The sequence below is a fragment of the Shouchella rhizosphaerae genome, assembly GCF_900142675.1.
Lineage (GTDB): Bacteria > Bacillota > Bacilli > Bacillales > Bacillaceae_D > Shouchella > Shouchella rhizosphaerae.
In genome coordinates this window covers 744,076-757,724 of record NZ_FRBS01000001.1, presented here as the reverse complement: position 1 = coordinate 757,724, position 13,649 = coordinate 744,076, and the positions used below count along the sequence as shown (strand labels likewise).

Below are 13,649 nucleotides of genomic sequence, written 5' to 3'. Positions count from 1 at the left end.
AATATTCCTGATTGAATAGGCGTTTTCAGGTATGCTGCGAGTGGAAAGATAGAAGTTTAAACGGAAAAGATGAAAACAAAATGATTTTTAGGTATAGTTGTATTTAAGACAATACAAATTAAAGATAGAAAAACGGAGGTATTTTTTTCTTGGCTATTCACTCTCCTCTATATAAACAAGTAGCGGAAAAAATTAAAAAGGATATTTTTGCATTAAAATTAAAAAAAGATGAAGCCATTCCTTCCGAGAATAAATTGGTAGAGAAGTATCAAGTCAGCAGAGTTACAATACGGCAGGCGATTAAACTTCTGGTCGAGGAGGGAATTTTATACAGCATCAGGGGTTCCGGCACATATGTAAAAACGGGGAAAATCGAGCAGGACATCTATCGCTTACAAGGCTTTACCGAAGAGATGATTTATTTAAACAAACAGCCTGCTAACGAAATTCTTGATTTTTCCATGCAAGAACCAACTGGGAAAGTGAGAGAAACATTACAACTGGAAGACGGAGAAAAGGTATTTTTTATTCGAAGATTGCGGCTAGCTGATGGCGAACCTCTCATTTTGGAGGAGACGTATATGCCAGTTACGCTGTTTCCTGACCTATCCGTCGAAGTAATGACCCGTTCTAAATATGCCTACGTAGAAAAGAAAGGGTACCGTATTAAGGAAAGACAGGGGGAGATTTTCCCGTTGCTGCCGGATGAACAGCTTAAGCAAACGTTGAAGCTGGAAGAAGGAGAGCTCGTATTGTTCATGGATCTATGGGCTTATTTCGAAAACGATACGATTTTTGAATACACGAAATTATACTTTAGGAGTGAAAAATACACGTTTAAGTTCACTTCAAAACGAATCTGAATGTTATCCCTTCACACGCTTTGCGAAAGGGGATTTCTCTTTTCAAAAAGTGATTATGAAAGGGTGAATGGATGCTGCGTGGTGCGATTGTATCCTGATAACGTGGTACTGGAGCAAAACTAAATAGTATGTTGACAGGCCACGCAGCAAACCGAATGACTGTAATAAAAGAGAATAGTTCGTTTTTACGTATTTTCTTGTGTTTGCTTACTCATTGTCCACTTTCCTGAAATGGCTGATAACATAAGCCAAGGCTCAATAATTAAATTAATCAACACATGAGCAACGATTGGGGCAAACGTACTTCTTCCTGACATAATGTACAGTGTTGCCAAAAAACACCCTAAAATTGTAGTTGAAATAATGACAGGCAAGACTATTTTCATGTCACGTCTTAAAATTCCCCAAGCCCCATGGGCGAAGCCAAATGCCGCTCCTGAAAGTATGATTTGCAGAACATCAGAAACATGGAGAGACTGTAAGAAATCCATCAATAGATGTCTAAACAAGACTTCCTCGACTATACCTGTAGCCAATGCTGCCCACACTCCAATGATTTTAAGCCAGGACATGTGAAAAAGGTGTGCTCTAACAAAGGGTAAGGCAATGATTGTATAGACAACATAACCTAATACAATGATGAAGGTGAATAGCCATACGTAAAAGTCTGCAAATACACCTTCGTGAATCCCCATCCTTGTTTCGATAAAGCGCTTAGGGTTTCCTATAAACCAAAAAAGAATACTGGTGGTTAACAATAGAGAGGTACTAGCCAAAATCCAACCCGTTTTTACTCTATCATGATGTGTAGTTAAATTAGACAACCTATCATTCCTCACTTTCAGCTATTTTCTTCACTCATTATAGTTTTCCGGTATTACAAATACTATTGTCTGGAGTCATGAAGTCTCTGTTAAAAAATTGACTAAAGTCACTCGTTACTCAAACGGTCTTTTCCGACTATCATCATGTATGGCTGTAACGTCTTCAAAAGAGCGACTTCTCGGTAAAATGCCGGCATGTTAAAAAAGGTGCAAGCCTTCATGGCTGCTGTGCACCTTTCATTGTTTATCTGTTTAAGCTATTGTGGCTTAAAACTCGAACTATTGCATGAACCGATTGGGCCACAGTATTTAATAGACTGAAAGAAAAAATAAAATAGCTATAGCTGAGGTTGTGTTAGGTCAGGTTTGCATAGATTGACTGTTTAAAGGGAATACGTCAACAGTGTATATAAAAAAGACTATTCTTTTTTTGTTTAATAAGAGCGCTCTTTTATAAATAGAACAATGGGCATGGGTCTATATAGATGTTTATTCGACAGGGTGATGCGTATTAGGGTCTAAAGTCTTGTGTCTATAGATTTAGATGATATCTTAAAAAAAGTAGTTAAGGATACACTTGTAAAAACAAAGCCTCTTGGGCGCTGATCCATGTGAAACCGGTTTAATCAGCTAGGGAAATGGACTCTCTTATTTTTCTGTCCTAATATGATAGAATTAAAAATCCATGAAAAGAGGTGAAGAGGTTGAAGGGAAAGTCGTTCATTGTTGTTGCACTCCTATTTAGCACATTTTTTATCTTCTTGGAATCATATGCTTCTGCTTATACTGTCCAAACAGGGACAGTGATCACAAATACGAGTTTAAATGTACGCGAGAACCCTAGCAATGATGCTCCTGTAATTGGCCAGTTGCAGTCAGGGGCCAAGATAGAGTACGTGGATGTTGGCTATGACTGGGTTCGAATTACATACAACGGAAAAGCCGGATACCTTAACAGCCTTTTTATTAAGGAAAACCGGCCAACCAGCCAAGCAACGAGTCATCAAGCAGAGAGCCATCAACCACCTGCTGTTTCTGGTGTGAACGTTGGTAAGGTAACAGCAAAAAACGGTCTGATCGTTCGTGCACAAGCAAGCACTAATTCCGCAATGTTAGGGAAAATTGATTATGGTTCAATGGTCGAGTATCGAATCTCAACGGATGGTTGGGGTCAAATTACGTATAATGGGCAACGGGCGTTTATTGATACCTCGTATTTATCTGGTTCTACTAGCAATGAAAGTATATCTGGATCGACCAGTAATGAAAGCAAAACTGTCGACCAGCAAGCAGCTGTAACAGGAACCATTTCCCGTGTTGTCATTGATCCTGGGCATGGCGGTAGAGACCCTGGCGCGAAAGGAAATGGGCTAATCGAAAAAAACATTACGCTCTTGTTCGCTAAACAAATAAAAAAATCTTTACAAGAGAATGGTATAGAGGTTTATTTAACAAGGTCTAGCGATGAGTATGTTTATTTACAAGAACGGGCTAATATCGCTGATTCGTTCCAAGCAGATCTTTTTCTGAGCATTCACGCAAATGCCCATGAAAATTCGCTTATAAGAGGCATGGAAATTCATTCGTTTGCGCCAAGCAACATAGCCGTACAACTAGAAAATCAGTTCCGTGACTTGCCAAACGCTGTTTACCGAGGCCATTATGACTCGAATTTTTATGTACTTAGAAATACCTCAACTCCGTCACTCTTAATTGAATTAGGGTACGTGTCCAACCAAGCAGATGCTGCACTGTTGCAGTCACAACAATTTCAAATTCAAGTTGGCGAGGCAGTAAGGCGTGCATTGCAACATTAAATTGTTTCGCCACAAGCCTTTAGGAAGTTTGACGCATCTATAAATATAGATGCGTTTCTTTTTGCCTTTTTTCAGGAGTGACTGTAAACGTTCATGCAAACAAAACCGTGGAATGGGTGAAAGTTAGTTATTTAAATCACTAATTCCAGGGCTGTGTTCATTCGGCATTTCAGGAAATTGTGGAACAGGGAAACCTTCTGGAGGAGGAGTGACTGAAAATGCGCCTTCGTTTCTGCTCGGGGACTTCCCTTGAAGAATTTCTCCAATTCGGGTTTCGTCTAATCTGAAATTGAACTGGATGTTATGGTAGCCCATATCAACAAATTTTCGGCATTCTGGATATTTATTAATGTCGTAATTTGGGATAGGGAATAATTTGCCCCATTCTACGCCAAGTGTTTCAAGTGCTTTCGCAAATGCATTTTGATGGGCATTATCCCGAACAATTAGAAATCCAAGTGTTTCTCTAAAGGTTGCATTGGAACTCATTTCATAAATGCGAGTTTTTTGGAGCACGCCTGTGGATTCCAATACAACGTTATTGAGCATATCCGCTGCTAAGTTTCCATGGCTGTACACCCACGAGCCATTCCATGGGTTCCCGGATGCGTCAAAAGGAAGAGAAGCTTGGGCACCTATAATATAGTGGTGGGGATTGGCATCTTGTAAGGCCGTATCGAGAGGAGCATGATTGGGGGCTTGATTTCCTACTCCTGCTTCCCCTGATTCGTCAAGCAATGCATTAATGGTCGTTTGGACGAGCTCTACATGGGCAATTTCTTCTAGGAAAACGCCTCGCAACAAATCACGATATTGTTTATCCTTCCCTCTGAAATTGGACCCTTGGAAGAAATATTGCATCATCGTGCGCATTTCTCCATAATGCCCTCCGAGGATTTCTTGAAGGACTTTAGCTGCCGCTGGATCCGGTTTATCAGGCTTAATGATGTTAATTAATTCTTCTTTGTAATAATACAAAGGTATTCCTCCTTATCGGATCATCGTTAACTGCTTTTTTAGTTTGAACAAATGATTTCCAAATATACACTAAATCTACAACCGTTTTTTACGCTTAAATGCTGAAGTTGTCCAGGGAATATTGTCTTAGAGGAGGCAATTGTTCTTGAAAAACATGAGAGTGGAAATGAAAAAGGAACACGGACGTCTTAGGAGAGAGAAAAACGCCCGTCTGTTGTTGCTGATTTTGCGGAAAGTGAAGGTAGAGATGATACAACAACATCAAAACCATTTCCTATATGAGGAGAAATCATCCGTAAGATAAGAAACATTAAGTCATTCGTGCTTCACGTTCGAAATGTGCAGCGAGCCATGTGCCTTCGCTCATAAACAGTTTAAGGACATGTTCACGGCTTGTTGGCGCCTCTTCGATCCATTTCTGCAGCATGCGGACGATAGGTTCTTTATCCTGATAATATTGAATAAAAACATCGGACTGTTCATCAAGTTTTGTCGTCCAAACTTGAGAGCGGGCCATCACCATTGAATAGTATGTGCGAATAAGCTTGCGGGCGAAATTTTTCGAAAGTTTTTCAAATTCTTCTGTGGGGGCTGACTGTAACCGGTCAATGGTTCGGTCGTAAACATCACCAATGTCACCATTAAAGCTTATGGCGATCTCTGCAGTAAGTTTGTAGGGGCCGAAGCAGTCTCGAAGATCGGTTCCGTAAATACAAACACAGAGTTCTTTTAGAAAAGCCTGTTCGTAATAATTGATTGGGTTCATCACGTGATCGAGATCTGCAACTGCTATACCAATATCGCGGATTAAATAGCGGTATGTTTCAGACAGTGTCGTTGAGAGTTTTTTTACTTTCATTTTCTCACTAGCATTTAGTCTACTATTGAACACAGCTAAAAGATCTAGGTCTGACTTAATCGCGATCGCATCTCCTCTTGCGACGCTGCCATAAACATAGACACTGTGTAATTGATTTGGAAATAAGCGAGATATTTGTTCTACAGAGTGTTGAATGCATGGCTCGTATACTTCGGGAATTTTATGTATGGAGACATCACTTGAAATATAGCCATTGTCGTCGAGTCCATACCCTGCTTGCAAATACGTCATTTTATGTCCTCCTTTTCCCTTTACTATACCAAAAACGATTACTGGTTGCTTTTATTTTTATCATAAAACGCTAACGGCCTTCTCCCAAAGGCTGCATCGCTCATACAGCCTGGGCGTATCAAAAAACGCAATCGAATGTGGAACAAGCCGCAGGAGGATCGGTTAGCTGAGAGGAAATAGTTGGTCAGTCCACTTGTGTGAAGGTCATATCCTATTAGAAAAGGAGCTGCTACAGCTGGGCGCAGGTTTACTAAAAAGATGAGAACTAGTATGGATGGTATTCGTCTGGACGGTTGTTGTCTTTTCGAAAGGCAAGCCAAGCCGTTTTGAAGGATGCGTATAATCCTACTGCCCCATTGCCGTATAGGAAACCCATAAATAGGCCCGCTGACAAGCTGTGGCGATGGCTGACAAATATGGAAAGCAATAAGCCGGCTATTGTGGCAAGCGTTGGCAAATAGCGGTGTTTGATTGGCGTCATAAACTTTATTATTTGGATAAATAGGACAATGCCTGGTATGGCAATGACTCCGTCCCATATGTTTGTATGGATAATTGGAAAGTCCAAAAGGATGCCGCCTTTCTTTTTTACATGTGTAGACGATGAACGAATCATTTTAGTGTGCGGCAATTGTCTCATTTTATGCGATTCTTACTGGGCGAACATGCTTTAGAGCACTCCTTTTTAGCAAATAAAGCAGCCATAAGTTCGTATGTAGGCAACGCGAAAAGCGCGCTGTTTTTTGTCTGTTTTGGTAATATGGTATAGTGTTAGCGAGATGGAAAGAAGGGATAAGGGAGAATGGCAGAAACGGTTGATATTTTAGCTTGCGGCGCCCACCCAGACGATATTGAAATCGGCATGGGGGGAACGGTTGCAACTTACATACAAAAAGGGTACAACGTCGCTTTTCTTACTTTAACGCTTGCTGAGTTGTCGTCGAATGGCGATATAGCGAGCCGGCAGCAGGAAGCAAAAGCAGCTGCAGAACAATTAGGAGTGCGCGCACGTTATCAATTGGAATTGCCTGATAGGGGACTAACGTACATAGGCGAGGAAAAACTGGAGGAAGTGGTTGACATTATCCGCTTGACAAGGCCAACGCTCGTCTTTATGCCGGCAGCTGACCGCCATCCCGATCACGGTCAGTGTGGGGCTCTAATCAAAGAAGCCATTTTTAATGCGGGCATTCGCCGTTACGGCAATGGTGAACCCCATAAAGTAAAAGCAGCGTACAGCTATTTTATTAATGGCTTTGCCAAGCCTGACTTTGTTGTTGATGTAACAGATAACCACTCAGCTAAAGTGGCGGCACTTCAAGCATACAAAAGCCAATTTGTTGCACAAGGCGGAGTGCAGACGCCATTAACTGATGGTTATATTGAAGCGGTGATTGCGAGAGATCGTTTGTTTGGCAAAGAAGTAGGGGTGGCATTAGCTGAAGGGTTTGTTGCCGAGAAGCCACTTGTGATGGCAAATTTATTAGAAGGGTGCGGGCGCTGACGTGGAAAAATTGCGAATTGGCATTAGCTGTTACCCAACAGTCGGAGGATCAGGCGTGGTGGCGACAGAACTGGGAAAACAACTGGCCTCTCGGGGGCATGAAGTCCATTTTATTACGACGGAAATCCCCTTCCGCCTTGATGATAAAGTTTACCCAAACATTTTTTTTCATCAAGTTGAAGTCAACCAATACGCTGTATTTAAACATCCGCCCCATGACTTGAGTGCGGCCAGCAAGATTGCTGAAGTGATCTTAACTCATGATCTTGATTTGCTCCATGTCCATTATGCTGTACCCCATGCGATTTGTGCGATTCTTGCACGGGAGATGAGTGGTAAAGACATAAAGATCATGACGACGCTCCACGGTACAGATATTACCGTACTTGGATTTGAGCCGTCTTTGCGACCGCTTATTCGCTATGGGATTGAACAGTCAGACATTGTCACAGCTGTGTCCTATGATCTGGCCCGGCAAACAAACGAGTTAGTACGTACTGATAAGCCGATTCAGACCGTTTATAACTTTATTGACGAACAAGTGTATTACCCAAAACAAGTGGAACAATTGCGGGCGTGTTACGGCCTTTCGGAAACGGATGATATCATCATCCATATTTCGAATTTCAGACCAGTGAAACGGATTATGGACGTGTTGAAAACATTTCAACTCATTGTTAAAAGCAGAGATGCGAAGTTGCTTTTAATCGGCAATGGGCCAGAATTGCCGATTGCAAGGCAGTTTGTGGAAGAAAACGACTTGACAAACGATGTCCTCATGCTAGGCAACCAAAAGCATGTGGCGGAATTGTTGTCTATGAGCGATTTAATGTTGTTGTTAAGCGAAAAAGAAAGTTTTGGTTTAGTGGCGCTTGAAGCGATGGCATGCGGTGTGCCAGTGATCGCAACAAACATTGGCGGCATCCCGGAAGTTGTTGAAGATGAAGGAACTGGTTATTTATGCTCCCTTGGGAACATTGAGGAGGCAGCTGCAAAAGCGATTTCCTTATTGGCAGATGATCAAAAGCGCCAAGCCTTTAAACGAGCGGCACTTAATCGAGTAAAGCAATCGTTTGATTCGCAGCACATCGTTAGTCAATATGAGCATTTATATGAAGCCATGCTTAAAGAGGAGCCGTTATGAGCATTTGGATGGAAGGATTTAAAGCCGTTCGCACATTAAACGCCGCCGGTTTCGAAGCCTACATTGTCGGCGGAGCTGTTCGCGACTATTTGCTTGGCAAGGATGTCGACGACGTTGACATTGCGACGCAAGCATCCCCTCATCAAGTTGCCGACATCTTTACTAAAGGCGTGCACATTAACCAGGAACACAAGACGGTGCTTATTCCCGGAGAAAAAGGCCCAATCGAAATAACGACATATAAAGGCGAGACACTTGCCGAAGATTTGCAAAAACGCGATTTTACGATTAACGCACTAGCAATGACGGAAACGAGAGAGGTCATTGACCCTTATGGAGGCAGACAGGATTTACAAAAACGCCTATTACGTTCATATGATGCTCAAAAGCGTTTAAGCGAAGACCCTTTGCGAATGTTGCGGGCGGCGCGGTTTATTAGTTCATTAGGCTTTGAGGCTGATCGGCAATTGGTAAAGGAAACAACTGTACAAAAAGCAGCTTTGCAACGTTGCGCTCGTGAACGGGTCGTCGTTGAACTGGAAAAACTGTTAAAAGGAATGGAGACAGAGGCGGCGTTTGCGTTTTTACAGGAGACAGGCGCCATTCACAGCCTTCCAGGCATTCAAATTACTGACAGCCAATTAGCTGAACTGATGCGACTGCCAAAACAACAGTGGGACAGTGGCGACAGAGCCTGGCTTGAATTTGCGATTTGCACAGGCGGACCAAGCAGCATTGCGGCTTTGCCATTGCCGAAAAAGCGAAAACAGCTAGTGGCAGCAGGACTAAAGGCGTTTGAATATCGCCAAACACAACAGCGCTGGAGCGACTGGCAGCTGTACATTTCCGGTCTGGCGATCGCTATGCAAATCGAAGAGATTCGTGCTGGGCGCCAATTGCCGAGCATTCAGAAAGAAGAATTGGCTGAACAGTGGTCTGCCTTACCGATAAAAGCAAAAAGCGATTTGGCGATTACAGGCCGTGACTTGCTTCATGCAAAAGCTGCGCCAGGCCCGTGGATGAAGGAGGCGCTACAAGCAGCAGAAAAGGCCGTTGTGACAAAAAAGTGCCCAAATGAAAAGGCGGCGATTTTGGCATTTTTAACGATGAGGGAGGATGGAAAATGAAAGGACAGTTATTGGCGCTGCTTCAGTCAGGTGCTTACATTTCTGGCGAGGAAATGAGCCGTAAGCTCGGCGTTTCCCGTACAGCCGTGTGGAAGCAGCTGTCTGCGCTGCGAGAACAAGGCTACGAACTTGAATCAGCACCGAAGAAGGGCTATCGATTGCTCTCTTCTCCAGACACTTTGCTTGCGCATGATATCGAAGCACATTTACAAACAAAAACGCTTGGGCGAAACATCCACAGTTATGATTCGGTCGCCTCTACTCAACCTCTTGCCCATGAAGAGGCAGCCCGCGAAGCCCGAGAAGGAACGCTTATTGTCGCCAATGAACAACAAGGGGCAAGGGGCAGGCTTGGACGCCAATGGCAATCTACGAAGGGGACAAGCCTGTCGATGAGCTTGCTTTTACGGCCAGACATTAGCGTTAGCCAAGCGCCGCAGTTAACGCTTTTGGCTGCTGTAGCCGTCACAAGGGCAATTGAGGCAGTAAGTGGGTTAGTTTGTGACATCAAGTGGCCAAATGATATTTTGTATGGCGGCAAAAAATTAGTAGGCATTTTGACGGAAATGGCTGCTGATCCTGACCGAGTGAACTATTGCATTGTCGGTATCGGCATCAATTGCAATCAGGAGAGCAATGATTTCGCAGAAACTTTAGCCGGAATCGCCACGTCGATTAAGCTAGAAACAGGCAATCCGGTTCAAAGGGCAAAGCTAGTAGCCGCTGTGATGAATGAATTTGAATGGCTGTACGATGAATATATAAAAAACGGATTTGCTGCGATTCGCCCGCTCTGGGAAGCACGCTCAGTCAGCCTCCATACGAAACTGTCTGCTCGAACGCCTTCTCGGATTGTACAAGGCTATTCATTAGGCATTACCGATGACGGACGCTTGCGCATTCAAGACGAGGACGGGCAAGAACACTTGATTTATTCTGCAGACATTGAACTCGACAACTGATGGCAAACGTGTGCTATACTAGGTGCGCAAGGGCTGTATCTGCTAGAACGGCACCCAAAAGAGGTATGGGATTGTAACGTAACGAAAGCTTGCCTGGATCTTTCGGAGACCGGGACATAGCTTCACGTTGCCTTCGGCTCCTTGCACTAGGCGCAAGGAGTTTTGCCGTTTCATGCAGTTCAAAATTTGAACACATGAAACAGGAGGACCGATGTGAAAACAACAAAAACGTTTAAACAAATGAAGCGAGATGGTGAGCCGATTGCGATGCTTACGGCTTATGATGCTCCTTCTGCCCGCTTGGCAGAACGAGCTGGCGTAGACATGATCCTTGTCGGAGATTCCCTCGGAATGGTAGTGCTTGGTTACGACTCCACGGTTCCTGTAAGCGTTGATGATATGGTGTTGCATACGAAAGCAGTCAAACGTGGGGCGCCGAACACATTTGTTGTCACGGATATGCCGTTTTTAACGTACCATAGCTCCTTTTCTGAAACGGCTGGCCATGTGCGCAGGCTGTTGCAAGAGGCAGGAGCCGATGCGGTAAAGCTGGAAGGAGGCACAGACATTGCCAGCACTGTGCAACGTCTAACGGCAGCGGGTGTGCCTGTCGTTGGACATATCGGCTTGACGCCACAATCAGTCGGTGTTTTAGGCGGCTATCGCGTGCAAGGAAAGGCGCAAGAAGAAGGCGAACAATTGCTTGCTGACGCACAGGCATTGGAACAAGCAGGCGCGTTTGCCATTGTCGTTGAGTGTGTGCCAAAGCAGCTTGGTGCCCTGTTGGCTAAAGAAATCAACGTGCCGATTATTGGCATTGGCGCTGGAGCAGAGACAGATGGCCAAGTCCTTGTTTATCACGACGTGATTGGCTACGAGTCGGAACGAGTGGCGAAATTTGTCAAACAATATACGGCTGTATCGCCAATCATTGAGGAAGGGCTCGCTTCTTATGTCACCGATGTAAAACAACGGGCATTTCCTGAAGAAGCCCATACGTATACAACGAACGACACAGGCTGGTTGGCTGTGTATGGGGGCGACAAAAAATGATCGAAGTGCAAACAACAAGCCAGTTGCAAGAACAGTTGCAGGACGCACGTGAACAAGGGAAAACGATTGGCTTTGTGCCAACGATGGGTGCATTGCATGGCGGTCACCAGTCGTTGGTGCGTGCCTGTGCGCAAACATGCGACTTGGTCGTTGTCAGCATTTATGTGAACCCCCTGCAATTTGGCCCTCATGAGGACTATCATGAATACCCAAGACAATTGGAAAAAGACCGCGTGTTAGCAGAAGAGGCAGGGTGCGATGTGCTGTTTTGCCCAACGGATGAAGAAATATACCCCGATGGGTATACGCAAACGGTTCATGTGAAACAAGGTGCCAACGTGTTATGCGGCAAAAGCCGCCCTGGCCATTTTGATGGAGTAGCTACCGTTGTGTTGAAATTGTTTATGCTTGTTCAGCCTGATTTTGCCTTTTTTGGTGAAAAAGACGCGCAGCAAGTCGCCATTATTAAACAACTTGTTAAGGAGTTCTTCCTTCCTGTAACGATTGTGGCTTGTCCGACTGTTCGCGAAGACGACGGCTTGGCGAAGAGCTCCCGCAACGCCAATTTGACGCCAGCAGAACGCCAAGTCGCACCGAAGTTATATGCTGCCCTACGTGATGCAGCAAAGTCGCCGACAAGCCAACTAAGCGACCTTGTCCAACAAGTACGGCAACATCTTGCTGCATTGCCTCTAGGCTGCATAGACTATGTCGAAGCGTATGAGTATCCATCTCTTAAAAAAGTTGAGCAAAGCGACGGCATTGTCATTTTGGCTCTCGCTTACCAATTTTCGAAAGCACGTTTAATTGACCACATCTTAATTGACATGAACAATCGCAACGGAGGGTTGAACGATGTATCGGACAATGATGAAAGCAAAATTGCATCGTGCACGGGTGACTGAATCAAATTTAAACTATGTGGGCAGCATCACCATAGATGAAGACCTCATGGATGCAGTTGATTTGCTTGAAAATGAAAAAGTACAAATTGTGAACAACAACAATGGTGAACGGTTTGAAACGTATGTCATTAAAGGGCCAAGAGGAGAAGGGGGCATCTGTTTAAATGGTGCCGCCGCGCGAAAAGTCCAACCTGGAGACGTCGTCATCATTTTGTCTTATGCGATGATGGAAAACGCAGAAGCCCTAGCCCATCAGCCGAAAGTGGCGATTTTGGATGAGAACAACCGAATTGTGGAAATGTTAGGCACAGAGCCAGCTTCTACCGTCCGTTAGCACGCATATTCCCTCCCCTGGTGATACACACTGAATGAAACAAGGCATTTTGCCAATAGGGGGAGGGATTTTTTTGCATTCATGGATTAACGAGTGGCAAGCACTTTACCAAAATATTTGGCAGTCGCCGACTAGCAAAAGCATGGATGATGTGATCGTGCTTGAACAGATGACGCAGCAAGTACTGGATGTTTGGGGGGCGATGGATGAGGCGTTGCACCAATTGCGGCAGCGGTTAAAAGAAACGGCTCCAATGTTTGTGTACGAATCAAAAGGGACGATTCTGTTCGATGCCCATCAGTTTGAGGAAGCGCTTTGTTGTTTGAAAAACGAAGAGGCTGAAGGGGAAAGAGAAAATATTCGTCTGTTGTATATTGCCTATGCTTTCTTATACACGGAGAAATTTGAAGAAGCGAGAAGCGGCTTTTTATATGTATTGCAAGTATCTTTTGATCCGCTCGTCACCCACTTTGCTTACCTAGGCATTGGCATCATCGAAATGGTTGCCCGCCGAGCAGAAGAAGCGATATTGTTTTTAGAAAAAGCAAATTCATTAACAGACAACCCTGATGTCGTGTATAATTTAGGCATATGTTATTATTGGTTGGAAGCTTACGATAGTGCTGCAGCTTATTTTCACTCTTATACGCAAGTACGCGACGATGCCGATGCTTTGATGTTGCTTGGTCTTTCGCTTTATAAAGGTGGAATGGTTGAGGAAGCGCGTGGCGTATGGCTTGATTGCGCAGAGAACGTTGATTCGAGCGAAGCGCTTTTGGCGCTGGCAAAGCTAACTGAATGGTATGGCGAACATGAATTGGCATGCTACAGTTACGAACAGTTAATGTTTATTAACGGGAAAACGCCGGAGTTGCTTCATGGCTTTGCCTGGAACCAAGCATTGTCAGGAGATAGCCGTGCTGTTGATTTATTGTTCGAGCTTGGCAAGACAAGCCAGCAAGCGTATGAATCATGGTGCATGTTGCAGGCTGCCCAAGGAGGGTAAGGCTTCCGAATAGAGGTGTAA

The 13,649-nt window shown here is 44.3% G+C and carries 14 protein-coding genes; 10 read left to right on the top strand and 4 right to left on the bottom strand.

Annotated features, from left to right (window positions below; genetic code table 11):
• Positions 1–149: 149 nt before the first annotated feature.
• Positions 150–863, top strand: coding sequence for a GntR family transcriptional regulator (locus BUC05_RS03930; protein WP_073304119.1), 714 nt, complete (start codon positions 150–152; stop codon positions 861–863).
• Between the two features lie 185 nt (positions 864–1,048).
• On the opposite strand, the gene BUC05_RS03925 is transcribed toward BUC05_RS03930, so the two are convergent.
• Positions 1,049–1,687: a CPBP family intramembrane glutamic endopeptidase gene (locus BUC05_RS03925; RefSeq protein ID WP_073304118.1), complete on the bottom strand. Its 639-nt coding sequence runs from the start codon at positions 1,685–1,687 to the stop codon at positions 1,049–1,051.
• Positions 1,688–2,391: 704 nt separating this feature from the next.
• Here BUC05_RS03925 and BUC05_RS03920 point away from each other — a divergent pair.
• Positions 2,392–3,504: an N-acetylmuramoyl-L-alanine amidase gene (locus BUC05_RS03920; RefSeq protein ID WP_073304117.1), complete on the top strand. Its 1,113-nt coding sequence runs from the start codon at positions 2,392–2,394 to the stop codon at positions 3,502–3,504.
• 123 nt (positions 3,505–3,627) lie between these two features.
• Here BUC05_RS03920 and BUC05_RS03915 read toward each other — a convergent pair whose 3' ends face one another.
• From BUC05_RS03915 to BUC05_RS03905, 3 genes are all read right to left on the bottom strand, one after another.
• A complete protein-coding gene (locus BUC05_RS03915; RefSeq protein WP_011246917.1) occupies positions 3,628–4,482 on the bottom strand; it encodes a manganese catalase family protein in 855 nt (284 codons plus the stop codon).
• A 310-nt stretch (positions 4,483–4,792) separates the two neighbouring features.
• Entirely contained in the window at positions 4,793–5,593 is an 801-nt protein-coding gene (locus BUC05_RS03910) for a nucleotidyltransferase domain-containing protein (RefSeq protein ID WP_073304116.1), read from the bottom strand.
• A gap of 265 nt (positions 5,594–5,858) precedes the next feature.
• Positions 5,859–6,161, bottom strand: a complete 303-nt coding sequence (locus BUC05_RS03905) for a phage holin family protein (protein ID WP_035201668.1) — start codon at positions 6,159–6,161, stop codon at positions 5,859–5,861.
• A 234-nt stretch (positions 6,162–6,395) separates the two neighbouring features.
• Between BUC05_RS03905 and bshB1 the strand changes: the two genes are divergently transcribed.
• The 8 genes from bshB1 to BUC05_RS03865 all read left to right on the top strand — a co-directional run bounded on the left by bshB1 (position 6,396) and on the right by BUC05_RS03865 (position 13,628).
• Positions 6,396–7,097: a bacillithiol biosynthesis deacetylase BshB1 gene (gene bshB1, locus BUC05_RS03900; RefSeq protein ID WP_011246914.1), complete on the top strand. Its 702-nt coding sequence runs from the start codon at positions 6,396–6,398 to the stop codon at positions 7,095–7,097.
• A 1-nt stretch (position 7,098) separates the two neighbouring features.
• Positions 7,099–8,241, top strand: a complete 1,143-nt coding sequence (bshA, locus tag BUC05_RS03895) for an N-acetyl-alpha-D-glucosaminyl L-malate synthase BshA (protein WP_073304114.1) — start codon at positions 7,099–7,101, stop codon at positions 8,239–8,241.
• Positions 8,238–9,368, top strand: coding sequence for a CCA tRNA nucleotidyltransferase (locus tag BUC05_RS03890; protein ID WP_073304112.1), 1,131 nt, complete (start codon positions 8,238–8,240; stop codon positions 9,366–9,368). The genes bshA and BUC05_RS03890 overlap by 4 nt, the downstream gene beginning before the upstream one ends.
• Positions 9,365–10,330 (top strand): biotin--[acetyl-CoA-carboxylase] ligase, encoded by a 966-nt coding sequence (locus BUC05_RS03885; protein ID WP_063608393.1) that lies wholly within the window; start codon positions 9,365–9,367, stop codon positions 10,328–10,330. Before BUC05_RS03890 ends, BUC05_RS03885 begins: the two co-directional genes overlap by 4 nt.
• A 213-nt stretch (positions 10,331–10,543) precedes the next feature.
• On the top strand, positions 10,544–11,383 hold the full coding sequence (gene panB, locus BUC05_RS03880) for a 3-methyl-2-oxobutanoate hydroxymethyltransferase (protein WP_011246910.1): 840 nt from the start codon (positions 10,544–10,546) through the stop codon (positions 11,381–11,383).
• On the top strand, positions 11,380–12,288 hold the full coding sequence (panC, locus tag BUC05_RS03875; protein ID WP_011246909.1) for a pantoate--beta-alanine ligase: 909 nt from the start codon (positions 11,380–11,382) through the stop codon (positions 12,286–12,288). The genes panB and panC overlap by 4 nt, the downstream gene beginning before the upstream one ends.
• Positions 12,239–12,622 (top strand): aspartate 1-decarboxylase, encoded by a 384-nt coding sequence (gene panD, locus BUC05_RS03870; RefSeq protein WP_011246908.1) that lies wholly within the window; start codon positions 12,239–12,241, stop codon positions 12,620–12,622. Before panC ends, panD begins: the two co-directional genes overlap by 50 nt.
• A 73-nt stretch (positions 12,623–12,695) precedes the next feature.
• The gene (locus BUC05_RS03865; protein ID WP_011246907.1) at positions 12,696–13,628 is read left to right on the top strand and encodes a tetratricopeptide repeat protein; all 933 of its coding nucleotides are present in this window, start codon (positions 12,696–12,698) and stop codon (positions 13,626–13,628) included.
• The last annotated feature ends 21 nt before the right edge of the window (positions 13,629–13,649 follow it).

What these genes read in the sequence shown, in the direction of transcription:
- BUC05_RS03910 (WP_073304116.1), bottom strand. Translation starts at nt 5,593, where the DNA reads ATGACGTATTTGCAAGCAGGGTATGGACTCGACGACAATGGCTATATT.
- bshB1 (WP_011246914.1), top strand. Translation starts at nt 6,396, where the DNA reads ATGGCAGAAACGGTTGATATTTTAGCTTGCGGCGCCCACCCAGACGAT.
- BUC05_RS03890 (WP_073304112.1), top strand. Translation starts at nt 8,238, where the DNA reads ATGAGCATTTGGATGGAAGGATTTAAAGCCGTTCGCACATTAAACGCC.
- BUC05_RS03885 (WP_063608393.1), top strand. Translation starts at nt 9,365, where the DNA reads ATGAAAGGACAGTTATTGGCGCTGCTTCAGTCAGGTGCTTACATTTCT.
- panC (WP_011246909.1), top strand. Translation starts at nt 11,380, where the DNA reads ATGATCGAAGTGCAAACAACAAGCCAGTTGCAAGAACAGTTGCAGGAC.
- panD (WP_011246908.1), top strand. Translation starts at nt 12,239, where the DNA reads ATGTATCGGACAATGATGAAAGCAAAATTGCATCGTGCACGGGTGACT.